This window comes from Pseudomonas sp. BIGb0176 (genome assembly GCF_024810175.1).
GTDB classification, from domain to species: Bacteria; Pseudomonadota; Gammaproteobacteria; order Pseudomonadales; family Pseudomonadaceae; genus Aquipseudomonas; species Aquipseudomonas protegens.
The window spans coordinates 2123959-2145104 of the sequence record NZ_JANUEC010000001.1 but is presented as its reverse complement, the minus strand read 5'-3'; the positions used below and the strand labels follow the sequence as shown (position 1 = coordinate 2145104).

22 protein-coding genes and 1 pseudogene are annotated in these 21146 nt (G+C 59.9%); 12 read left to right on the top strand and 11 right to left on the bottom strand.

Annotated features, from left to right (window positions below; genetic code table 11):
- Positions 1-211 precede the first annotated feature (211 nt).
- Positions 212-967: a gamma-glutamyl-gamma-aminobutyrate hydrolase family protein gene (locus tag M2395_RS09290; RefSeq protein ID WP_123431028.1), complete on the bottom strand. Its 756-nt coding sequence runs from the start codon at positions 965-967 to the stop codon at positions 212-214.
- Between the two features lie 266 nt (positions 968-1233).
- Here M2395_RS09290 and M2395_RS09285 point away from each other — a divergent pair, with 266 nt between their 5' ends.
- The 7 genes and pseudogenes from M2395_RS09285 (at position 1234) to M2395_RS09260 (ending at position 8117) form a co-directional block, all read left to right on the top strand.
- Positions 1234-2610: a glutamine synthetase family protein gene (locus M2395_RS09285; RefSeq protein ID WP_011060639.1), complete on the top strand. Its 1377-nt coding sequence runs from the start codon at positions 1234-1236 to the stop codon at positions 2608-2610.
- A gap of 33 nt (positions 2611-2643) precedes the next feature.
- The gene (locus M2395_RS09280) at positions 2644-4134 is read left to right on the top strand and encodes an aldehyde dehydrogenase (protein WP_123431027.1); all 1491 of its coding nucleotides are present in this window, start codon (positions 2644-2646) and stop codon (positions 4132-4134) included.
- Between the two features lie 55 nt (positions 4135-4189).
- A complete protein-coding gene (locus tag M2395_RS09275; protein ID WP_123431026.1) occupies positions 4190-5470 on the top strand; it encodes an FAD-binding oxidoreductase in 1281 nt (426 codons plus the stop codon).
- Positions 5471-5738: 268 nt separating this feature from the next.
- Positions 5739-6287: a cupin domain-containing protein gene (locus tag M2395_RS09270; protein ID WP_011060642.1), complete on the top strand. Its 549-nt coding sequence runs from the start codon at positions 5739-5741 to the stop codon at positions 6285-6287.
- A gap of 149 nt (positions 6288-6436) precedes the next feature.
- Positions 6437-7372 (top strand): PoNe immunity protein domain-containing protein, encoded by a 936-nt coding sequence (locus tag M2395_RS09265; RefSeq protein WP_123431025.1) that lies wholly within the window; start codon positions 6437-6439, stop codon positions 7370-7372.
- Positions 7373-7500: 128 nt separating this feature from the next.
- Positions 7501-7626: pseudogene (locus tag M2395_RS31775) on the top strand (integrase); the annotation flags it as partial.
- 83 nt (positions 7627-7709) lie between these two features.
- Positions 7710-8117, top strand: coding sequence for a hypothetical protein (locus M2395_RS09260; protein WP_141679901.1), 408 nt, complete (start codon positions 7710-7712; stop codon positions 8115-8117).
- 765 nt (positions 8118-8882) lie between these two features.
- Here M2395_RS09260 and M2395_RS09255 read toward each other — a convergent pair.
- The 4 genes from M2395_RS09255 to M2395_RS09240 all read right to left on the bottom strand — a co-directional run bounded on the left by M2395_RS09255 (position 8883) and on the right by M2395_RS09240 (position 12864).
- On the bottom strand, positions 8883-9419 hold the full coding sequence (locus M2395_RS09255) for a hypothetical protein (protein WP_148071263.1): 537 nt from the start codon (positions 9417-9419) through the stop codon (positions 8883-8885).
- A 319-nt stretch (positions 9420-9738) separates the two neighbouring features.
- On the bottom strand, positions 9739-9993 hold the full coding sequence (locus M2395_RS09250) for a bacteriocin immunity protein (protein WP_053157707.1): 255 nt from the start codon (positions 9991-9993) through the stop codon (positions 9739-9741).
- A gap of 345 nt (positions 9994-10338) precedes the next feature.
- On the bottom strand, positions 10339-11055 hold the full coding sequence (locus M2395_RS09245) for a lecithin retinol acyltransferase family protein (protein WP_077935004.1): 717 nt from the start codon (positions 11053-11055) through the stop codon (positions 10339-10341).
- A gap of 294 nt (positions 11056-11349) precedes the next feature.
- The gene (locus M2395_RS09240; RefSeq protein WP_123431022.1) at positions 11350-12864 is read right to left on the bottom strand and encodes a 2OG-Fe(II) oxygenase; all 1515 of its coding nucleotides are present in this window, start codon (positions 12862-12864) and stop codon (positions 11350-11352) included.
- 105 nt (positions 12865-12969) lie between these two features.
- Between M2395_RS09240 and M2395_RS09235 the strand changes: the two genes are divergently transcribed.
- The 3 genes from M2395_RS09235 (at position 12970) to M2395_RS09225 (ending at position 14697) form a co-directional block, all read left to right on the top strand.
- Positions 12970-13578, top strand: coding sequence for a TetR family transcriptional regulator (locus M2395_RS09235; protein WP_072442399.1), 609 nt, complete (start codon positions 12970-12972; stop codon positions 13576-13578).
- Complete coding sequence (locus tag M2395_RS09230) at positions 13575-14261, top strand: hypothetical protein (RefSeq protein ID WP_123431021.1); 687 nt, start codon at positions 13575-13577, stop codon at positions 14259-14261. Before M2395_RS09235 ends, M2395_RS09230 begins: the two co-directional genes overlap by 4 nt.
- A 181-nt stretch (positions 14262-14442) precedes the next feature.
- The gene (locus M2395_RS09225) at positions 14443-14697 is read left to right on the top strand and encodes a bacteriocin immunity protein (RefSeq protein WP_041117385.1); all 255 of its coding nucleotides are present in this window, start codon (positions 14443-14445) and stop codon (positions 14695-14697) included.
- Positions 14698-14719: 22 nt separating this feature from the next.
- Here M2395_RS09225 and M2395_RS09220 read toward each other — a convergent pair whose 3' ends face one another.
- The 3 genes from M2395_RS09220 to M2395_RS09210 form a co-directional block, all read right to left on the bottom strand.
- A complete protein-coding gene (locus M2395_RS09220; protein ID WP_080644476.1) occupies positions 14720-15148 on the bottom strand; it encodes a hypothetical protein in 429 nt (142 codons plus the stop codon).
- Between the two features lie 253 nt (positions 15149-15401).
- The gene (locus M2395_RS09215) at positions 15402-16301 is read right to left on the bottom strand and encodes a DMT family transporter (RefSeq protein ID WP_015635129.1); all 900 of its coding nucleotides are present in this window, start codon (positions 16299-16301) and stop codon (positions 15402-15404) included.
- A 156-nt stretch (positions 16302-16457) separates the two neighbouring features.
- Positions 16458-17537 (bottom strand): SDR family oxidoreductase, encoded by a 1080-nt coding sequence (locus M2395_RS09210; protein ID WP_015635130.1) that lies wholly within the window; start codon positions 17535-17537, stop codon positions 16458-16460.
- Positions 17538-17611: 74 nt separating this feature from the next.
- On the opposite strand from M2395_RS09210, the gene M2395_RS09205 reads away from it, so the two are divergent.
- The gene (locus M2395_RS09205; RefSeq protein WP_123431019.1) at positions 17612-18001 is read left to right on the top strand and encodes a MerR family transcriptional regulator; all 390 of its coding nucleotides are present in this window, start codon (positions 17612-17614) and stop codon (positions 17999-18001) included.
- 207 nt (positions 18002-18208) lie between these two features.
- The gene (locus tag M2395_RS09200) at positions 18209-18913 is read left to right on the top strand and encodes an HAD hydrolase-like protein (RefSeq protein WP_123431018.1); all 705 of its coding nucleotides are present in this window, start codon (positions 18209-18211) and stop codon (positions 18911-18913) included.
- Between the two features lie 105 nt (positions 18914-19018).
- On the opposite strand, the gene M2395_RS09195 is transcribed toward M2395_RS09200, so the two are convergent.
- Genes M2395_RS09195 through M2395_RS09185 form a run of 3 tightly spaced genes read right to left on the bottom strand, consistent with a single transcriptional unit; the run spans position 19019 to position 21096 of the window.
- Positions 19019-19783: an amino acid ABC transporter ATP-binding protein gene (locus tag M2395_RS09195; protein ID WP_123431017.1), complete on the bottom strand. Its 765-nt coding sequence runs from the start codon at positions 19781-19783 to the stop codon at positions 19019-19021.
- On the bottom strand, positions 19780-20439 hold the full coding sequence (locus M2395_RS09190; RefSeq protein WP_123431016.1) for an amino acid ABC transporter permease: 660 nt from the start codon (positions 20437-20439) through the stop codon (positions 19780-19782). Before M2395_RS09190 ends, M2395_RS09195 begins: the two co-directional genes overlap by 4 nt.
- A 9-nt stretch (positions 20440-20448) precedes the next feature.
- Positions 20449-21096 carry an amino acid ABC transporter permease gene (locus M2395_RS09185; RefSeq protein WP_011060659.1) on the bottom strand — a complete coding sequence of 216 codons (648 nt, stop codon included), beginning with the start codon at positions 21094-21096 and terminating at the stop codon, positions 20449-20451.
- Positions 21097-21146 lie beyond the last annotated feature (50 nt).

Genomic DNA, 21146 nt, shown 5'->3' with positions numbered 1-21146 from the left:
AGCAGCCCGATCAATTCGGCCGGGCCTAAAGGTTGATTGCCAGCCCGCAGGGGGTGCGGGCTGATTCGGCGCTGCCTCCCTGGCGGCCTGACGCTATTTGTTGTTGTGGTCTTGCCGTGTGTTGCTCACGCTGGACGACGGGCGCGCACAGGCGCGCTCGCCGCGGGGCAGGGCGTGATGAATCGTCTGGGTTGTGGCCGCGGCCGGTGGTTCAGCGCCGTTGTGCGGCCCGTTGCCGGCAGGCGTCGCCAAAGGCCTGGAAGATCCGCAGGTAGGCCGGGTTCGACAGCACCTGCCATTCCGGGTGCCACTGCACGCCGAAGGCGAAGGCCTTGCTGTGTTCCACCGACACCGCCTCGATCAGGCCGTCCGGGGCCACGGCCTCGACCCGCAGGCCGGGGGCCAGGCGGTCGACGCCCTGGCTGTGGATCGAGTTGACCTGGATCTCGCCGCCCAGGCCCATGGCCTCGAACACACCGCCGGGCTGGATCGCCACCGGGTGCGCCGGGGCGTACTGCACTTCGATGCGCGGATCGTCGGCTTCGCGGTGGTCCATGTAGCCCGGCAGTTCATGCACCTTCTGGTGCAGGCTGCCGCCGAAGGCCACGTTCATTTCCTGGAAGCCGCGGCAGATGCCGAGCACCGGCACGCCGGCGGCAATCGCCGCGCGCAGCAGGGGCAGGGTGGTGGCATCGCGCTGCGGGTCGTGGGCGGTGCCCGGCTCGCTGGGAGTGCCCTGGTAATGGAAGGGTTCGACATTGGATGGCGAGCCGGTAAACAGCAGCCCATCCACTTGCCGCAGCAGATCGTCGATGTCGATCAGATCCGCCAGGGAAGGAATGATCAGGGGCAGGCCCTCGGCCGCGACGCTGACAGCACGCAAGTACTTGTCGCCGCTGACGTGGTAGGGGTGCAGGCCGATCTCTTTGACGCACGCAGTAACGCCGATCAATGGCTTGAATGCCATTTTTATCACCTCGAAATTCACGCTGGAACGAGTTTTTCCAGAGCTTATCCTCGTTGATTTTAATTAACAACTTCCATGTAAAAAATTCTAAACATTATCTGCTTGAAACCCGCAGGCGGCGCGGATTGCGCGGCGTATCGACCTTTGGTGAGGCAAAATAATTGACGAATGGTGGCTGCTGTTGGCTATTGACTCCGGTTTTTCTTTCGGGTTGACTGCTGGCGTGTCACAGCAGTGAACATAATAATTAACACAATAGGTGCATCATGTCGGTCCCCCCGCGTGCCATTCAACTCAATGAAGCCAATGCCTTCCTGAAAAAACACCCCGAGGTTCTCTACGTCGATCTGCTGATTGCAGACATGAACGGTGTGGTGCGCGGCAAGCGCATCGAGCGCACCGCGCTGCACAAGGTCTATGAGAAGGGCATCAACCTGCCCGCCTCGCTGTTTGCCCTGGATATCAACGGTTCCACGGTGGAAAGCACCGGCCTGGGCCTGGACATCGGTGATGCCGACCGCATCTGCTACCCGATCCCCGGCACCCTGAGCGTCGAGCCCTGGCAGAAGCGCCCCACCGCGCAACTGCTGATGACCATGCACGAGATCGAAGGCCAGCCGTTCTTCGCCGACCCTCGCGAAGTGCTGCGCCAGGTGGTGAGCAAGTTCGATGAGATGGGCCTGACCATCTGCGCCGCCTTCGAGCTGGAGTTCTACCTGATCGACCAGGACAACGTGAACGGCCGTCCGCAGTCGCCCCGTTCGCCGATCTCCGGCAAGCGTCCGCATTCCACCCAGGTCTACCTGATCGACGACCTCGACGAGTACGTCGACTGCCTGCAAGACATCCTCGAAGGCGCGAAAGAGCAGGGCATTCCGGCCGACGCCATCGTCAAGGAAAGCGCCCCGGCGCAGTTCGAAGTCAACCTGCACCACGTCAGCGACCCGATCAAGGCCTGTGACTACGCAGTACTGCTCAAGCGCCTGGTGAAGAACATCGCCTACGACCATGAAATGGACACCACCTTCATGGCCAAGCCTTATCCGGGCCAGGCGGGCAATGGCCTGCATGTGCACATCTCGATCCTCGACAAACAGGGCAACAACATCTTCGCCAGCGAAGACCCAGAGACCAACGAAGCCCTGCGTCACGCCATCGGCGGCGTGCTCGACACCCTGCCGCAGCAGATGGCCTTCCTGTGCCCCAACGTCAACTCGTACCGCCGCTTCGGTGCGCAGTTCTACGTGCCGAACTCGCCGACCTGGGGCATCGACAACCGCACCGTGGCCGTGCGCGTACCCACCGGTTCTGCCGATGCGGTGCGGATCGAGCACCGGGTGGCCGGCGCCGACGCCAACCCTTACCTGCTGATGGCTTCGGTGCTGGCGGGCATTCACCACGGCCTGACCAACAAGATCGACCCGGGCGCGCCGGTTGAAGGCAACTCCTACGAGCAGAACGAACAAAGCCTGCCCACCAACCTGCGGGACGCCCTGCGTGTACTGGACGACAGCGAAGTGATGGCCAAGTACATCGACCCGATGTACATCGACGTGTTCGTGGCCTGTAAGGAAAGCGAGTTGGCGGAGTTCGAAAACTCCATCTCCGACCTGGAATACAACTGGTACCTGCACACGGTCTGATGACCGTGTCACTTCCTGCGTTGAGTATTTGCCATGACTAAATCCCGCAGCGACTGGGAGCAGCACTTCCAGTCCCTCAGCCTCGAAGGCCGTGCCTTTATCGACGGCCAGTACTGCGCCGCCGCCAGCGGTGCCACCTTTGAATGCCTGAGCCCGGTGGACGGGCGCTTCCTGGCCAACGTTGCCAGCACCGATCAGGCCGATGCCGATCGTGCGGTGGCGGTGGCGCGCCAGGCGTTCAACAGTGGCGTCTGGTCGGGCAAGGCACCGGCCGAGCGCAAGCGCATCCTCACGCGCTTTGCCGAACTGATCCTTGAGCACCAGGAAGAACTGGCGCTCCTGGAAACCCTGGACATGGGCAAGCCGATTGGCGACTCCATGGCCATCGACATTCCGGCCACGGCCAACGCCATCCGCTGGATCGCCGAAGCCATCGACAAGCTCTACGACGAAGTGGCGGCCACGCCCCACGACCAGCTGGGCCTGGTGACCCGGGAACCGGCAGGCGTGGTAGCGGCCATCGTGCCGTGGAATTTCCCGCTGATCATGGCCAGCTGGAAATTCGCCCCGGCCCTGGCGGCGGGCAACTCGTTCATTCTCAAGCCGTCGGAAAAGTCGCCGTTGACCGCGATCCGCATCGCCCAGCTGGCCCTGGACGCCGGCATCCCCAAGGGCGTGTTCAACGTCCTGCCGGGTTACGGCCACACCGTCGGCAAGGCCCTGGCCCTGCACATGGATGTGGACGTGCTGGCCTTCACCGGCTCCACCGCCGTGGGCAAGCAACTGCTGGTGTACTCCGGCGAAAGCAACATGAAGCGGGTGTGGCTGGAAGCCGGTGGCAAGAGCCCCAACGTGGTGTTTGCCGATGCCCCGGACCTGCGCGAAGCCGCCGAGGCGGCGGCCGCAGCCATCGCCTTCAACCAGGGCGAAGTCTGCACCGCCGGCTCGCGCCTGCTGGTGCAGCGCTCGATCCGCGAGCAGTTCATCCCGCTGCTGGTGGAGGCCCTCAAGGGCTGGAAACCGGGCCACGCCCTCGCCCCCGAGACCCGGGTCGGCGCGGTAGTGGACCAGCGCCAGCTGGAGAACGTGCTGCGCTACATCGACATCGGCAAGGAGCAGGGCGGCCAACTGTTGGCCGGCGGTGTCCGCACCCTGGAAAGCACTGGCGGCCTGTATGTCGAGCCGACGATCTTCGACGGCGTGACCAACGCCATGACCATCGCCCGGGAAGAGATCTTCGGCCCGGTGCTGTCGGTCATCAGTTTCGATACCGAAGAAGAAGCGCTGCAGATCGCCAACGACAGCATCTTCGGCCTGGCGGCCGGGGTCTGGACCGCCAACCTCAGCCGCGCCCACCGTTTTGCCCGTGGCCTGCGGGCCGGCAGTGTGTGGGTCAACCAGTACGACGGCGGCGACATGACCGCGCCGTTCGGCGGCTTCAAGCAGTCTGGCAATGGCCGCGACAAGTCGTTGCACGCCTTCGACAAATACACCGAGCTCAAAGCGACCTGGATCAAGCTCTAACTCTTATAACAACAGCGGCGGCGGGCCTGGGCCCGTACCCGCTGGGGAATTTCTCATGCAAACCTACGTGAACAGCTACTACGCGGCGACCCGCAACCAGACCACCGACTACCCGCAACTCGAAGAGTTGGTGGAGTGCGACGTCTGCGTGATCGGCGCCGGCTACACCGGCCTGTCCTCGGCCTTGTTCCTGGCGGAAGCCGGCTACAGCGTCACCGTGCTGGAAGCGGCCAAGGTCGGCTTCGGCGCCAGCGGGCGCAACGGCGGGCAACTGGTCAACTCCTACAGCCGCGACGTGGACGTGATCGAAGAACGCTACGGCGAAAAAAGCGCCGAAGTGCTCGGCAGCATGATCTTCGAAGGCGCCGACATCATCCGCCAGCGCATCCAGCACTACGACATCCAGTGCGACTACCGCCCCGGTGGCATCTTCGCCGCCCTGAACAACAAGCAGCTCAATGGCCTGGCGGAACAGAAGCGCAACTGGGAGCGCCTGGGCAATAACAACCTGAAGATGCTCGACAAGGCGCAGATCGACCGCGAAGTCGGCACCAAGAACTACATCGGCGGCCTGCTGGACATGCAGGGCGGCCACATCCACCCGCTGAACCTGGCCCTGGGCGAAGCCAGCGCCATCATCGGCCTGGGCGGCAAGATCTTCGAACAGTCGGCGGCGGTGGAAATCACCTACGGCGAACCCAACGTGGTGCGCACCGCCAAGGGCGTGGTCCGCGCCAAATACCTGCTGATCGCCGGCAACGCCTACCTGCAGCAAGACCTCGACCCCCGCGTCACCCGCAAGAGCATGCCCTGCGGTTCGCAGATCGTGGTTACCGAGCAGTTGCCGGAACAACTGGCCCGCAGCCTGATCGCCAACAACTACTGCGTGGAAGACTGCAACTACCTGCTGGACTACTTCCGCCTGACCGGCGACAACCGCCTGCTGTACGGCGGTGGCGTGGTCTACGGCGCCCGGGAACCGGACGACATCGAGCAACTGATCCGGCCGAAGATCCTCAAGACCTTCCCCCAGCTCAAGGACGTGAAGATCGACTACCGCTGGACCGGCAATTTCCTGCTGACCATGTCGCGCATGCCGCAGTTTGGCCGTATCGAAAAGAACGCCTACTACATGCAGGGCTACAGCGGCCACGGTGTTACCTGTTCACACCTGGCGGGCAAGCTGATTGCCGAAATGATCCGCGGCGACGCCGAGCGCTTCAACGCCTTCGCCTCCCTGCCGCACATGCCGATGATCGGCGGGCGCACCTTCCAGGCCCCGTTGACCGCCATGGGCGCCGCGTACTACGCCCTGCGCGACCGCTTCGGCATCTGACGCCACCTCGCTCCTACAGCCCCCACTCCTGTAGGAGCGAGCTTGCTCGCGAAGCTCCGGCCCTTGACCCACTCCAGGAAAAGCCCCGCAAAGCCCCAGAAAACCGGCACTCCATCACCCGGCCTTCACGCCCATCGCCAGTCTTTACAGCTTGCCTGTCAAACATGTTTAAATAGCCGCCTTTTCAGGCTCCAGGGCAGCCAAATCGCGACGTTCGCGACCCAACCGCCGCAAAAATACCCTTAAGTACTTCTCACATAAGGCTGTTATGGACACGGGCACCCGACTCAAACTCGTTCGCGAAAGCTACAAACTCTCCCAGCGTGAGCTGGCCCGTCGTAGCGGCGTCACCAATGCCACCATCTCCCTGATCGAACAGAACCGCGTCAGCCCCTCCGTCAGCTCCCTGAAAAAGCTGCTGGAAGGCATCCCCATGTCCCTGGCCGACTTCTTCACCTTCGACCAGCCGCCCCGTGAGCACCAGTACGTGTTCCGCGCCAACGAACAGCCCGACCTGGGCCGCGACGGCCTGCGCCTGTTGATGATCGGCGCCCCGGTGGCCAACCGGCAGATGCGCTTTCTGCGCGAGCAATACGCCCCCGGCGCCAGCTCCGGCGAAGAAGCCATCGTGCATGCCGAAGGCGAGGAGTGCGGCCTGGTGACCCGCGGCACCGTGGAGTTGACCGTGGACGGGCAAGTCAGCGTGCTCAACCCGGGGGATGGCTATTACTTCCCCACCACCTTGCCCCACAGCTTCCGCAACATTGGCCAGGATGAGGCGGAAATCATCAGCGCCAACACCCCGGCGAACTTCTAAGGGGCCGGGTAACTGATCCGGCTCGACCTGTTGCAACCCTATCCAGCCTGCGCCTTGTGTCGCGGGCTTTGTTTTTTGGACCGGTGACTGCGCGTTGCCGCGCTTGCCGGCAACGCCTGGAGCGGGCGCCGTTCAGACAAGGAAGACCCATGATCAAGGACAGACGACAAGCATTCCTCAGCGCAGCGCGCCTTGCGAACTTCTTCAGCAACTACCAGCACAGCGTGGAGTTCTTTGCCGAAAACACCTTTGAGTCCGACTCCGAAGCCCAGGAAAAGTCCCTCAGGGCCCGGCATTTCCAGAAGTGGATCTTCAAGGAAATCCTCATCCGCTACACCGCCGGCCACAGCATCGACCTGCTGATTCCCCTGCTGGAAACCCTGGTGGACAGTTACGAACACCTGCAAAGACAACTGGCCCAGTACAACCAGATTTCGAACATCACCCCCTTGGCGATCGACGACTGGCTCGACCAGTACCAAGAGTGCGTCCAGGTGTTCAGCCTGTGCATCCTGCTGCACCGCACCGACCTGCTCCAACGCTTCGTGGCCCTGATCGACCCCGCAGGCTACGCCGGGGACGACACCCTCTACGAAGACCTGCTGAGCAAACTGCTGCCCGACCGATATGACGTCGATGACTGGTACCACGACGTCTACACACCGCTGATACAAGCCATCTACGCCGACGATCCGACCGAGGCCAGCGACCTTCTGCAGCAGTACTGTGACGACTGGTACCCCGCGTTCGAACAGGCACCCTGGCACGACAGCCACCTGCAAGGGGACGAGGGCAGCTACTGCGGGTATTGGGCGTTCGAGGCGGCAGCCATCGCCTTTCTGTATGGCATCGATGACAGCGGGGTCGAGCATAGGGTCTATCCCAAGGATCTGGTGGCCTATGCGAGGAACCTTCGGCCGAGCCACCCGAAACGTGTAGCGCCGGTGGTGGCGGGGGAGACCTGTAGTAAGGCCGGTTATTGGTTTACCCCGGCGGCGCCGGAGTCGCGGCGCTACTTTGCGCAGGGGGAAGTGATGCCGGCGTTTGAGGGGGGAGCGGTTTGGTATTGGGGCGCGCAGGGGTAGAGGGGAGGCGGGGCAGTCATCCGTTGTAGCGTTTTCCAACGCTAGTTTCTGATCGAGTGCAGAAGGGGCTGCTATCGACTCAACGGCATCCTGAGAGAAATCTCGGCCATCCGAGTAAGGCTTCAAATCGCAGGACAAAGAGCCTGCGGGCGGTTCAACTGCTGCTCGGCCATTCGACGCTGGAGAGCACCGTTCGATATCTGGGTATTGAGACCGAAGACGCCCTGGAGAGGGCGAAGCAGACTGAGGTTTGACCATGCATAGCGACGGCCGAAGACGGGCCGTCGCTAACCGGTACCGATCAGTTATTTAATGAAACTTTGAAGAGACTCGGACTGTGAAACTCAAGAAAACGACAGCTGGTGACATCGTATTGATCCCTGTAGAAGGAGGATTTAAGCCAGCCAAGGTTTTGTATGTATCAGAGCGACACAAAGACACCATTTTGCTTGGAATATATAAATTTTTTTCTACTGAACAAAGACTTCCGGACGAGTTACCTGACAGATTTGATCTCCTGCTTTACACATCAAAAGCACCTATTCAAAAAAAACGCTGGCACTACGTTGGGCACGAGGATTTAAGAAGCACTCAGACAGACCTAGATCTTAGAGTTGTAGCTGGGGAGCTGTGGAAAGGTGATGTTCATATCGGCGCTGCATCAGACGAAGATAGAAAAAGCTTGCCTGAAATGCTGGTAGTGGGAGCTGGGCTAGTTGAAAAAAAGGCCACTGCATTGAACTGAAGAACGCAAAAGGATCTACAGGCCGCGGTTCTACTGAACCGCCTCTTGATACTCAATGACTGCATTTGGCCGATTTCTACCGTTCGTGACAGGCCGCAATCGGCCAGGATCGGACATTTGGAGCGGGGAGATAATATCGTCGCATTTCTTCCCGACTTGGCAATTCGTCGACGCGCTTTTACACACTCAGATCTGGGAAACTAGGGTTTAAAAATCAACTAGCCTCTTTTTTCTAAGTAGGTGCCAATGGTTACTCCCCACGATCTTCAGAGCTTTGATGTTGGATGGATCGCCACTGATGCCATCGGGCAGGTTGCGCTTTTCACTACGGCTGGTCCGGGGCCGATTCCTGACTCCGCAATTCCCTCCGTCGAGCACTCCGAAGAATGGGTCTGTTCATTGCCGGAGGTGTCCGATGTAAGTCTGGTCACCTCCATGTCTAGCGCAAACGCTTTCGTTGCCTTTGCCAAACGTGGATTGTTTGCATACGACTGGTCGGACGTTCATCGCGATGCACACCAAGCCTTGAACGGATATGAGCTGCAATACCGTCCACTGAATCCATTAAGACTTTACGACTTGCCTGCCCCTTTGCGGGCATTGGCTGAGCTTACCCGGCTATCTAGCGTAACGTTCGGAGTATCTATCGTAGTGATAGGTGATCAGATTTCTTAGCCATTGTTCGACGGTTAACGCTGTTTTGTGCCGATTGCTATCGGCTAGAGCAGAGAAAGTCAATCTGCCCCTCTGTTCCAGTGCCTTTTTCTAAAAGTTGAAACGTTGGTCAAACACGGTCTGCTCGCCCACTGTCACGCTGCATTGGCGGGCCACTTCAACCGGCATCACCTTGCCCAGCATCGGCGCCAGCGACTTGTAGAACGCCTTGTCGCAGGCGTCGTCTTTGCTGAAGGCTTGGGAGTTGCCGGCCGCGTCTGCCGTAATCCGGCAGCCTGCCACCAATTCGGTGGGCAACTCGCTCAATGGCACTGTCTTCGAGCCGGAGCCCTGCAACTCGATCAGCTCCTTGCATGTGCCCTTGGCCGGACCTTCCTTGATGGTTTTGGCGAAGGCGACGCGTTGGTAGTCAGTACCGGTGAACAGCACCTGGTCGTTAACAGTGACTCGGTATTGTGAGGGTTTGAAGGCGATGGTCTTGATGCAGAACTGCGTAGTGACCGGTTTCCCATTGACCTCAGAGGTGGCCGCTTTGCAACCTGGGGTGGCCTGGGTGAAGGAGGTATCGGGCGAGCTGGCACAACCGGCCAGTGAAAGCAGACACACACCCAACAGCATTCTTTTCATGGGACTTCCTGTGCTCAAACACACCGCCTCCAGCAGGCGGCTCCGGACGCGGATCATACCAGCGACCTGTTGGCCAAAGGCGCAGAAAGGCAAGGAGGCCCTTTAACTCGGCTACCGAATCCCATCTCGACAGTTGTCTGCTTCCGGCCCAGGCGGTGTGAAGAGCCCAAGTAAAAATCGAAACCCGCGTTTCTACATGAAAGCTGAACTGGAGTGGTCGCCCCAAGAAACACGGACAGATTTGTTTCTCTACCCTAAACGTCCGCTATTGGCTGTTTTTAATTATGAGCGTGTCTCTTTATGTGGGTAAGCGCTGCAATCAGTCGTTCTTGAACCCCGGCAGCCCCTGGGCTTTCCGCCATTCCTTCACTGTCTTAGTAACACCCTCGGCGGAGTTATCCGCACCGGGTTCAGGGTGGAAAATCAGGTCATAGCCATCTGGATGGCCTGAGAGTTTGCTGAACTTTTCAAGCAACTCACCCAGCTCATCGTCCGTCCCGCCCTTGTTGACCACCCGTATGTTTCTGACGAAGGAAATGAATTCGGTTTCGGTAAAATCAGAAGTATCTTCCACGTTGTGCCTATTTTTTCTTGTGAAGATTAATGTGATTTTGTGGGTTTTTAACCCTCAAGCTTTCTGCGTCTTATACCGCCTCAACGTCCACAATGCGCTCGAGATGGTGTCTGAATGGCTCTCACTTTGTAGATTCTTTGATTGACCGCTTCTGGCTGCGGATGCAACCGGTCGATGCAACTTGCCTAGCGATGGCTGCAATCTGCTGCACGCCTTGGGTGAGAGAACCATGGGGCATGGCTGATCCTGCGTACACCCCGGTTGAGTTCTGAAAATACGAAAAAGGCGACGCAATGCGTCGCCTTTTTACTGGAGGGGGCAGGCCTTTGCCGAGGTCTCAACGACTTACCACCAGTCCGTAACCAAATCCCAGATGCTACTGACCACATAGGCCGCGCCTACTGCGACGGCTGCTGTTGCCACCGCCGGGGCAAGGGCTGTGCCTCCGACGATACCGACTGTGCTCAATCCCACAGCCGTCATGCTGGAAACTCCACCCGTAGCCGCGAAACCGGCAACGGTGCTGACTGCACCCTTGGCCAGGGCCTGTCCAGCCAATGATCGTGCTACGTGATTGGCTGCGGTCTTGGTTACCTGGCCGGCCAGTATTTTGCCTGCGGCCGAGGTCCCCGCTTTAGTGAGTAGAACCTTGGTCGTTTGTTCGGCCGTTTGCTTTGCTACTTGGCGCATCAGCAGATGGGTTACGAGGTTGCTACTCAGGCGTTCGGTCGCGGCGTTGATCTGTTCGCTGGAGTGCCGGTCGGTGGCGCACCAGGTGGCGAAGTGTTCGCAATTGTTGAACAGAAGATTGTATTCATCCTCGCCCAGCCTGGAGCGCGCCCGACGACAGATTTCGGGCCCGCGGAAGTAGACCTTTTTGTAGGTCTTGATTCGCGCTTTCTTGTTTTGCAGGAAGGCTTCAAGAGAGGTCGACTCGATACATCCCTTATGAAGACCCGAGCCCATACCGGAATAGTGGATCACGCGATTTCTGCCGACAAAAATCCCGTGGTGGGTATAGAGACCTCGACCAACAATCAGATGAGTTCCAGTGGGGTACATGTCCAATCAGGCTCCAGTGATGTGCTTTTGAAGGCGGCACTCGCAAGCGTTCCGGTGATATCGAGGGGCTTGATCCGTGTCGCAATCTTCATGCAGGCATTTCCAGCTGTTCATGGGCGTATCGCCAAGATTGTCGCCCCGAGCATAGGTTGCATCATAAACATCGGGCCCCAGTGGTTGCCATCAAAATGCCGCTATTTACGTTGCGTCTTTTCGCGGGCTGGGCGCTTCGGGTATCACTGCGGTATGTGCGCTCGAAAGCACGGGTATTGGGTAGCGCAGGAGTAGGGCGTCCTAACCCTTGTCGCCATGCACCAATATCCGGCCGTCATACCCACAGCTGATCCAGCCACCGGAGCGGGTGGGGAGCACATCGGTTGCAAAGTTGTCGTGTGAGCCGATGCTCACCCCTTGCCGTGAGGGCAGGTTCCAGCGCTTGACGAATCCGTCCTCGCCGCAGGTCAGCAGCATGTGTCGCGCCTCGAAGCGCACGCGCCGCACAGGCCCGTCATGAGCGGCAAGGCAATCCAGGAGCGCGAGCATCGGTTCGGTCGCTAGCAGGTGCACCGCGCCGTCGAGATCACCAACGGCCAAGGTGACGCTGCCATTGGCGTCGATCCAGCTCGCCAGCGTTCTCAGGGGGCGGCCCAGATCGAGCACTTGTACGCAGTCCCGCTCCTCGGGTTGCCACAGCCTGACGGTTCCGTCCTCCGATGCGGTGGCGAAACCACCGTTGGCCATAGGCGCGATCGCCCAGACCCAGCAGGCGTGGGCCTGACGCTTGTCCGTGGCACCTGTCGCCAGGTTCCAGACTGTCACGCGACCGTCAGCAGCCCCGGTTACGAAGAGGCCAGCGCCTAACTTTGCCGAGGACAGGACGGCCGAGTCCGATGTGCCGATCAACCTTGACTTGCCGGTCGCCAAGGACCAATGCCGGACTGTTCGATCCCGCGAGTGAGAAACAAGCTCGCCAGGCGCCACGCCCACCAGACCCAGAATGGATTGTGTATGTCCGTCAAGCTGGCCCAGGCACCGGCCCTCGCGATCCCACAGCCGGATGGTTGCGTCACGCCCGGCGCTTGCAAAGCCCCTGTCGCCAAGGTCGGCAAGCGCCCATACGTAACCGCGGTGGCCCGGCTGGAAGGGGCCGTCGACGTGCAAGGATTGCTGTGGCTCGTACATCAGGTCACTGCGCATGACGTATTTTTGGCCAGCGTCCACTAAGGCGCCGGCGTGCCAGAGAGAGTGATCGAATACGATCAGGCTGCCCTTTCGGGGGCGCAGCCTGAGCGTGGAATCCCGGTTCGACATGGCTGCGGACCGTCCCTCGAAAAACACGGTCTCTCCGCCGCTGAATGCATCGTCGTTAAGATAAATCATGAAGGTCAGGCGTGACTGTTGGTGCTGGCGGTGGTGTACACCATCCTGATGGGCGCGGAACTGGGTTCCGGGCCGGTAGCGGCAGAAGCGCAGCCGCTCATTGATGCCGACCAGACGCCAGCCGTCCTCATCGATCACCGTCCCGAGCCTCGGCATCCGCGAGGCGCAGTGCTTCAAACGTTCAAATAGTCGTCCGGCCAGAGCTGGGTCGTCTGCCACGATCCGGTCATTATCGCGGTAGGAGGACGGGTAGTCCGACCCTGCGCTGGCGAACCCGCGCTGCTCCGTGGCTTCTATCAATGCCTCGCACTCGCTGGCCGAAAGAAACTCGTGGACCAGGACACACCGCACCTTGTCACCCAGCGGTAGCTCGACCGAGGCCGACGGAGCAGTGGCCCCGGCCACCAGTTTTTCAGCGAAGGAATTCATCATGATCTCCAAAGTTGGTCTGATAACCAATATTTGGAAAGCTAGGGTGTGGCGAGGTCGATGTCAATGCTAAGCTGGTCGCGCAACCAACATTGGAAAGGTGACATGGCACGGCGCTCGAACACTGATGAAAGACGCGGTCAGATCGTGGCGGCACTCCAGGCCGTCATGGCCAAGGCCGGCTACGCTGGCGCAACCGTAGCGGCCATCGCCCGGCATGCGGAGCTAGCGCCTGGCCTCGTGCACTACCACTTCAAGGACAAGCGCGAGATCTTGGTGGCACTGGTCGACTCACTGGCCGGCTACGCCCATCAGCGCTACGAGTCCCGGGCCGCTGAGGCCCAGACCGCCGAGCAAAGGCTTCAGGCCTACATTGCAGCACACCTTGCCTACGGTTCGGACGCGCAGCCCGATGCGGTGGCGGCATGGGTGATGATCGGCGAGCAGTCGGCCCACGACCCAGACGTGCGTGAGGTCTATCAGGCCGTGCTAGCGGCGCAGATGAAGCTCCTCAAGGGCCTGCTCCGGCAGCGGTTCGCCGAACGCGGACGCCGCGTCCGAGGGCTCGACGCGCTGGTGGCGGGCATTACATGCTTTATCCAGGGGGCGTTCACGCTGTCCACCACGGCGCGGCCGCTGCTGCCGACGGCCTTCGCCGCACCGACGTTGATCGCCTGGGTCGAGCGTTACATTGATGGGGAGGAGGAGCGATGAGGGGAACGCCAGAAGGGCGCAACCTCTTTCCGGCCGGCGCGCACGGCGCCCCCGAGGTGCCTGATGGTGTGGATTTCGCCGCCTGGGCTCGCCTCTGGGCGGAGCTTGGCGTCGGATGCCCGCCGCGAGAAACCTACGAAGAGCTCCTTCGACGCTACCGCGAGCCCCATCGTGCGTATCACAACTGCCAGCATTTGCAGGAATGCCTCCAGGTGCGCCGGCTCATCAACGCTGCCTGCCATGCCCCCGCTGAAGTCGACCTCGCACTCTGGTTTCATGACGCCATATACGACCCCCTTCGCAGCGACAACGAGCTGCGCAGTGCGCAATGGCTGGACGACGTGGCACGCGATAGCGGCCTGGGGGATGAAATCCGACGCAGGCTTTACGGCCTGATCATGGTGACGCGACACGACGGCGCTCCAGCGTCGGCAGACGAGGCCGTGTTGGTGGACACGGATCTGGCGATCCTTGGGGCATCGGCTGCGCGGTTTGAGGAGTACGACCGCCAAGTCCGTCGCGAGTACCGATATGTGCCGCTGTTTGTCTACCGCCGAAAGCGGCGCCAGGTCCTGGAGGGCTTCCTGGCACGCGGACGCATCTATACGACCGGCCCATTCTTCGATGCATTCGAACAGCAAGCGCGCGCTAATCTTGCACGCGCCATCAACCGCCTCGACTGAGGAGCGCTCCCAGGTTGCCTTGGTGAGCGGCGGCAATCGGCCACCAGCGGTCAATCCAAGAGTCTACGAAATTGGGGGCTATCCGGACGCACTGTCGAGGCGGCGGCGTCCGACGCATAAACATTCAGGGTTAACACCCCGCGAAATCACAATGACCTTCACAAGGAAAAATAAGCACAGCATGGAAGATATCTCTGATTTTACCGAGGCCGAATTCATTTCCTTCGTCAAAGACATCCGGGTCGTCAACAAGGGCGGGACGGCAGATGAGCTAGGTGAGTTGCTTGAAAGGTTCAGTAATCTCGCAGGCCATCCAGATGGCTACGACCTGATTTTCCACCCTGAGCCCGGTGCGGATCATTCCGCCGAGGGTGTTACTGAGACAGTGAAGCAGTGGCGCAAAGCCCAGGGACTGCCGGGATTCAAGAACGACTGATTGAGGCGCCAGTGATATCAATCTAAGGCTTGGCTCGATCCCACCGACAGGCTGCCAACCGGCTGATATTCGTTGCACTTGTCTGACCTTGGTCGATGTCGCCGTCGGCGTTCAGGTAGATATCGGTAGTGGGCCATTGCGGGCTGATGCTGATGCAATGATTACGCCTGGTGATTTTGCTCCACCACGAAAACTCCATAAAGAACTCCTCGTCCGGGAACAGTGCGCCATGATCGGTTGCGCCGCCTCCGGGAAGCATTCCTCCTTTATCAATCCGATCCTGGACATTCCAGATGTACCTGAGCGCGTCCTGGCCTGAGGGCGAGTAGTGGACATTCACCCTTGGCAACGCGAAGTCCCAATGAGTAGCCAGCCACAACAGTAGCGCTATCCAGAGCAACGTTACGTACCAGGGCCGGCGCGTGCCTGCGTGGCGGGGCAAGAATTTCATCTCCATCCCTTGGGCGTTTTTTTGGGGAGGGGGGGCGGGTTGAGAGTGGAGACGGTAGTGTCGCAGCCGGTCGTTGTCCACTTCCGGCTGCTGTGTGGCGTCTTGTGCTGACTGTCAGCACAAGACGCTTTGAGCCCGGTGCCGATGGTGACCGCGCTGACCTGCACTTTTTCAAAGGCCTTGTGACGCGGCCAGTGGCTTGAAACACTTAACAAAACACCGATCGCCAGAGTAATCAGAGACCCAGAGCAGCTCATTCGGCCGACGCGACTGATGCTTTGCTGCCCAAGCGAATCAGTTCATTGGAGAAACACAGGCCGAGGATGATCAGTGCCGCTCCTGCATACAGGCTTTCACGGGGAACTTCATTGAGCGCCACAAACGCCAGCAGCGCGGCGAACAGCGGCTCGGTCAGCTCCAGGGCTTGCACTTGGGATGGCTTGAGATATTCGATGGCCTTGGTAGTGCAGAAGAAGCCCAGGATTGTCGGCAGCGTGGCCAGCGCCAGCAGGGCGGCGATCGCCAGCGGCGACAGCTCGCCCATTGTGAATCCATCGGCTGCCGCTGGCAGCAGCAGGTACAGGCCGCCGAAGAACAACAATTGGCGAGTGAAATGCAGTCCTCCCGACACCCCCATGCGCTTCATGGCAACCGAAAAGGCCCCATAGCCGCAGCCGGCCATGGCGGCAAGCGCCGCACCTTGCAGGGTAAAACCCTGCTGCAGGTCGCCGCCGAAGATCACTGAGATCCCGGCGATGGCCAGTGCGGCGCCAACGGTGGCGTTCGCGGTGATGGGATCCTTGAGGAAAATGCGCCCCAGAATGATCGAGGAAATGGAAGCGCTGGCCATCAGGACCACCACCACACCTGCTGCCGCGTAGTGTCGATAGGCGGAGGTTTCGAAGTGGAACAGCACAAAGATGCCAAGAAATGCGCAGATAGCTGCCTGGATCCATTGGCTCGATTTCTCCGGGCGCTTGAGGAAAAACAGCAAGATTGATAGCAGCACGCAACCCAGTAGGGTCTTGATGACAGCGACACTGCTCGCGGTGAAATCATTATTCATGAGGACTTTGCTGAGTACACCGATCGTTGCGTTCAGTGCCGCAGCGCACAGTGCAAATATGACGCCTTTGCTGAAAGTGGATGGCATCGATGACGATCCCTGTCGCTGAATGGTTGTTCGATAGAATGCCGCTCTACATCGGCGGCGCACAGTTTGAGTGGACGAAACTCCCGGCACTCCCGGTGGTGATGGGGGGGTAAGTGAGTTCGTCCGGCAGGACACTGCCGACCTTGAAGGGAGAGGTCAGCCGGCCTGACCCTTGGCCATGCAATGAGCGTTGACGAAGGTTGCAGTGTGCTGCAACGACTGACGTATATCCGGTTTGGCTATGCCATGCCTGCTAGCAAATTGCTCGACGGCCGCGGTATCAAAACGAGTGGTCTGGATGAAGTCCAAGGCTTCGGGTTGGGTATTCATGAATCGCGCGACGGGAGGAATGCTCAGTAGCCACTTCAGCAGTCGGAGCGAAACGTGATGCTTGGGAGACTTCAAGCCCAAAGGTTGTGCCACCTGCACCAACATTTCTCGCAAGTTGGGCGTTTGCGCATCCAGCGCCAGCAGTTCCTGGCCCGCCATGGCCGGATCAAAAGCACTCGCCGTCATCAGCTCCACCAGGTAGTCCACGGTGACCAGTGGCAGCCAGTGCCTGGCGGTACCGGGCACGGCCGTGAGCTTTCCCTGCACCAGGTTGCGTATCAGCGCCACCAGCGGCTGGCCGTCGAGGATATGCCCCGTGCGGCTGTGGCCACACACTGTCGCGGGGTGGACAACGGTCAGCTCTCCGCCCTTGGCGGACATGGTCTCCAGGGTCACAAAATGCGCTTCCAGCTTGCTCGCCTCGTAACCACCGACATGCCGGTAAAGCGCAGGCCAATCGGTCCGCTGCGGATGGTGAGGATCGATGCCGATGCGTCGCAGGTGTTCATGATTTTGCAGCATGTAGCCGCCGATCATCACCAACCGGCTGTTTTGCTCAGCCGCCAGCAGCGCCACGCGCTTGGCTCCTTCCACGTTCACCGCACGAGACTGTTCCAAGGTAAGCCCCCAGGCGAAGTGGGCACCCAGGTGGAAGACGACTCTGGCGTGCCTCAACGCTTCTCGGTCGGCAGGACTCAGCCCGAGCTGATCCCGTTCCAGATCGCCGGCCACGGCCAATACCCGGGAGGCGCAGCCGCCCAAATGGTCGACTTGCTCCCGCAGTGCCGCGAGTCGCTCCGGGCGACGCATCAGCACCCGAACGGTGTGACCTTTTGCACTCAGGTGTGCCAGCAAATGTTGACCGATGAAGCCGGTACCCCCGGTGACAAAGCACTCCACGCTCATTTCCCTGTTCCTTGTTGAAGGTGAGAAACCAAGCGTAAACTATCGACCCAACTCTATGGTCAAGTGGTGTTTTCATGAAAATTGGTGAAATCGAGGCCCGCAGCGGCGCCAGCCGTCATACGCTGCGTTACTACGAGCAAATCGGCCTGATCTCATCGCAGCGGCGAACGAACAACTATCGTGTTTACAACGCACAAACTCTGCAGGATCTTGACTTCATCCAGCGCGCGCAAAGCATGGGGTTTTCCCTGGGGGAAATAGGCGAGATTCTCGATGCGCAGCGCAACAAGCTGATCGACTGCGCCGAGGGCGCCAAGCTCATTGAAAAAAAGATGGCAGAAATCAAACAGAAAATCGCCAACTTCCAAAGCATTTATCGGTATCTGGATGAAGAGCGTGCAAAGCTCGAAGCCAGTGCTGCCGAGCAACTTGAGCTGCAGCGGCTGAACAACGCTTCCATCTGAACGCTCAGCGACTGAAGAAGGGAAACCATCGAGTCCGCGGCCCGCTGTTTGAGGCTGAAGTTCAAAGAACCAGTGGCGAGCATGAACTCAGAATCAGGCTCGGCAGGGCTTGTTGGCGTTCAGCGCGCATTCAATCAGGTGAGTTGATTGCCCCGCGCAGGCAGTTGCCAGGAGTCGACTGCTATCACTACAGGAAAGCACTTTTACATGTCATACCGACTTGTCATTTTCGACTTTGACGGCACGCTCGCTGATTCCTTTCCGTTCTTTGTTTCAGTGTTTAACCAGGTTGCTGACAGGCACGCATTCAGTCGGATTCACCCACAAGAGTTGGACTGTCTGCGCAAGCTAGGGGCGCGCGAGATCATGGCCCATCCGGGAATGCCCCGCTGGAAGTTGCCCATGGTGGCGCGAACCTTCATGGGCCTGATGAAGAAGCATCAAAGCGCGATCCCACTGTTTGACAACATTGCCCAGACCCTGAGTCATCTTGATGAGAAGGGACTGATTCTGGCGGTGGTGTCTTCCAACTCGCGAGAGAACATCACGCACATCTTGGGCGCCAGTTGTCGACATATCCGGGCCCTCGAGTGCGGCGTCTCCATTTTCGGCAAGGCGTCTCGCTTGCGCCGTGTCATGCGCCGGTTCGATGTCGAGCGAGAACAGGTTATCTACATCGGCGACCAGCCTATGGATGGTGAAGCCGCGGCGACTGCCGGTATCGCCTTTGGCGCGGTGGCCTGGGGATATGGAGCATACGATGCATTCCACCGTCTTCAGCCCCAAGAGTGGTTCGCCGATGTGAGCGAGTTCGGCGGCTATGCGCGAAATAGGCTGGGAGGCGGCTGTGCGGCGCGTGGTCTATGTCAGCTCCGTCGCCTCGGTTGGGTGCAAGGGTCAGCGCCTGGATGAAAGCAGTTGGAGCCGCGATCAGCAAACCCCGTACTGCCGCTCGAAAATCCTCTCTGAGCGCGCCGCCTGGCGCAACAGCACCTTCGACTAGCGCGCACAACTCATCTAGGCGTGCAAATGCTTTTTCAAGAACGACCGGGTTCGTTCGTGAGTCGGGTTCTGCAGGATCTCTTGTGGCGCGCCTTCCTCGACCACCACGCCACCGTCCATGAAGATGATCCGGTCCGCCACTTCGCCGGCAAAGCGCATTTCATGGGTGACGATCAACATGGTCATGTGTTCGGCGGCGAGTTGCTTCATGACCTGGTTGACCTCTTCCACCAGCTCGGGGTCCAGCGCCGAGGTGGCTTCATCGAACAGCATGACCTTGGGGCGCATCGCCAGGGCCCTGGCAATGGCCACGCGCTGTTTCTGCCCGCCGGACAGGCGAGAAGGGTACTCGTCGAACTTGTTGGCCAGGCCGACCTTCGACAGGTACTCCATGGCCAGCTCGTGAGCGGCTGGCCTGGTCAGCCCTTTGAGCTTGACCGGGCCGAGGGCGATGTTTTCATGCACGGTCAGGTGCGGGAACAGGTTGAAGTGCTGGAACACCATGCCCATCTGCTGGCGCACGCTATTGATGTGCTGTTCAAAGGCTCGACCTTTCAAGGGTCGGTTGACGTGTTCGCCTTCCAGCCAGATCTCCCCCTCGTTCAGCACTTCCAGGTGGTTGATCGAGCGCAGCAGGGTGCTTTTGCCCGAACCACTGGGGCCGATGATGGCGATGATCTGCCCGCGCGAGACAGACAGATCGATGCCTTTGAGCACTTCAAGTGCGCCATACGCCTTGCGCGCGCCCTTGACTTCAACCATGAGCTTTTCGGTGGTCATCGTGACATCTCTACCTTATTTTCAAGAAGGTGCAGGCCAGCTTCCAGGACAAGATTGACCGCGTAATAAATCACCGCGACGGCCAGATAGAACTCGAACGGGCTGTAGGTTTCGCTCACGGCGCGCTGGGCGCTGTAGACCAGTTCGGCGATGCCGATGATCGACACCAGGGAGGTGTCCTTGAGCAGGACGATCAGGTTGTTGCCCAGGGGCGCCAGGGTACTGCGCAGGGCTTGCGGCACAATCACGTAGCGCTGAGCCTGGCTGCGGCTCAGGCCAATGGAGCGCGCGCCTTCAATCTGCCCCGGATCGACCGACAGGACCCCGGCACGAATGACGTCGGCGTTGTAGACGGCGAAGTGCAGGCTCAGGCCGATGATGCCAGCCATCAATGCCGGGATATCGATCCCCACTTGCACCAGGCCGTAATAGATCAGGTACAGCTGAAGCAGCAGGGGCGTGCCCATCAGCAGCCAGGTCATGAAGCGTATGGGAAGGGATACCAGTTTGGGGGTGTAGAGCACGATAAGGGCGAAGGCTATGCCCGCCATCAGGCTCAATACGCTGGAGCAGAGAAACAAGACGATGGTCCACCAGAGTCCGGTTGCCAGCAGCTCGGAATAGGGGGTGAGGATACTGAGATCGAGGCTTTGCATTGACGCGTCTCACTTTGCCGCGAAGCGTTTGTCGAGGTGGTCAACCAGCAATCTGACCGTGTAGACCATGGCGATATACAAAATGGCCGACACCATGAAGATCTCGAATGGCTTGTAGGTGGAGCTGATAAAGCGCTGCGCTGTATAGGAGAGTTCCACCACCGAGATGGTCGACACCAGGGCCGAGCCCTTGATCAGCGCGACCGCATTGACCCCCAGTGGCCTGATCATCAGCTTGGCGGTTTGCGGCAGGGTGATCAGCCACAGGGTCTGGCCCTTGCCGAAACCGATTGAGCGGGCCGCTTCGACCTGGCCGGGATCGACGTTGCTGATGGCGCCGCGAATGGATTCAGCCATGTAGGCCGCGATGTTCAGGCCCAGGCCGATGACGCCAGCGGAAAACGGCTCCAGCTCAAGGCCGATCTGCGGGCCGCCAAAGTAGAGGAGGAAGAGTTGGACCAGGCAGGGCGTGCCGCGAAAAACGCTGATGTAGACCCTGGCCAGGCAGCGAAGCAGGAAAAAGCCGGACAGCCGGGCCGCCACCAGCACGATGGCAACCAGCAGGCCCAGCAGCAGTGCCAGTAGCGAAACGTGCACCGTGACCCAGGCCGCCTCCAGAAAAAACGGCAGGGTGCGCTGTATGAGTGTCAGATCCATGGGCAGGCTCGAAAAGGTCAGGTTGACTGGCCCGACCCCAGGTCGAGCCA

Bases quoted from the DNA above. Each gene is read 5' to 3' on its own strand.
- M2395_RS09235 (WP_072442399.1), top strand. From the start codon at position 12,970: ATGGCACGGCGCTCGAACACTGATGAAAGACGCGGTCAGATCGTGGCG.
- M2395_RS09225 (WP_041117385.1), top strand. From the start codon at position 14,443: ATGGAAGATATCTCTGATTTTACCGAGGCCGAATTCATTTCCTTCGTC.
- M2395_RS09190 (WP_123431016.1), bottom strand. From the start codon at position 20,439: ATGCAAAGCCTCGATCTCAGTATCCTCACCCCCTATTCCGAGCTGCTG.
- M2395_RS09265 (WP_123431025.1), top strand. From the start codon at position 6,437: ATGATCAAGGACAGACGACAAGCATTCCTCAGCGCAGCGCGCCTTGCG.
- M2395_RS09185 (WP_011060659.1), bottom strand. From the start codon at position 21,096: ATGGATCTGACACTCATACAGCGCACCCTGCCGTTTTTTCTGGAGGCG.
- M2395_RS09290 (WP_123431028.1), bottom strand. From the start codon at position 967: ATGGCATTCAAGCCATTGATCGGCGTTACTGCGTGCGTCAAAGAGATC.
- M2395_RS09255 (WP_148071263.1), bottom strand. From the start codon at position 9,419: ATGAAAAGAATGCTGTTGGGTGTGTGTCTGCTTTCACTGGCCGGTTGT.
- M2395_RS09280 (WP_123431027.1), top strand. From the start codon at position 2,644: ATGACTAAATCCCGCAGCGACTGGGAGCAGCACTTCCAGTCCCTCAGC.
- M2395_RS09195 (WP_123431017.1), bottom strand. From the start codon at position 19,783: ATGACCACCGAAAAGCTCATGGTTGAAGTCAAGGGCGCGCGCAAGGCG.
- M2395_RS09270 (WP_011060642.1), top strand. From the start codon at position 5,739: ATGGACACGGGCACCCGACTCAAACTCGTTCGCGAAAGCTACAAACTC.
- M2395_RS09200 (WP_123431018.1), top strand. From the start codon at position 18,209: ATGTCATACCGACTTGTCATTTTCGACTTTGACGGCACGCTCGCTGAT.
- M2395_RS09275 (WP_123431026.1), top strand. From the start codon at position 4,190: ATGCAAACCTACGTGAACAGCTACTACGCGGCGACCCGCAACCAGACC.
- M2395_RS09210 (WP_015635130.1), bottom strand. From the start codon at position 17,537: ATGAGCGTGGAGTGCTTTGTCACCGGGGGTACCGGCTTCATCGGTCAA.
- M2395_RS09220 (WP_080644476.1), bottom strand. From the start codon at position 15,148: ATGAAATTCTTGCCCCGCCACGCAGGCACGCGCCGGCCCTGGTACGTA.
- M2395_RS09215 (WP_015635129.1), bottom strand. From the start codon at position 16,301: ATGCCATCCACTTTCAGCAAAGGCGTCATATTTGCACTGTGCGCTGCG.
- M2395_RS09245 (WP_077935004.1), bottom strand. From the start codon at position 11,055: ATGTACCCCACTGGAACTCATCTGATTGTTGGTCGAGGTCTCTATACC.
- M2395_RS09205 (WP_123431019.1), top strand. From the start codon at position 17,612: ATGAAAATTGGTGAAATCGAGGCCCGCAGCGGCGCCAGCCGTCATACG.
- M2395_RS09240 (WP_123431022.1), bottom strand. From the start codon at position 12,864: ATGAATTCCTTCGCTGAAAAACTGGTGGCCGGGGCCACTGCTCCGTCG.
- M2395_RS09285 (WP_011060639.1), top strand. From the start codon at position 1,234: ATGTCGGTCCCCCCGCGTGCCATTCAACTCAATGAAGCCAATGCCTTC.
- M2395_RS09230 (WP_123431021.1), top strand. From the start codon at position 13,575: ATGAGGGGAACGCCAGAAGGGCGCAACCTCTTTCCGGCCGGCGCGCAC.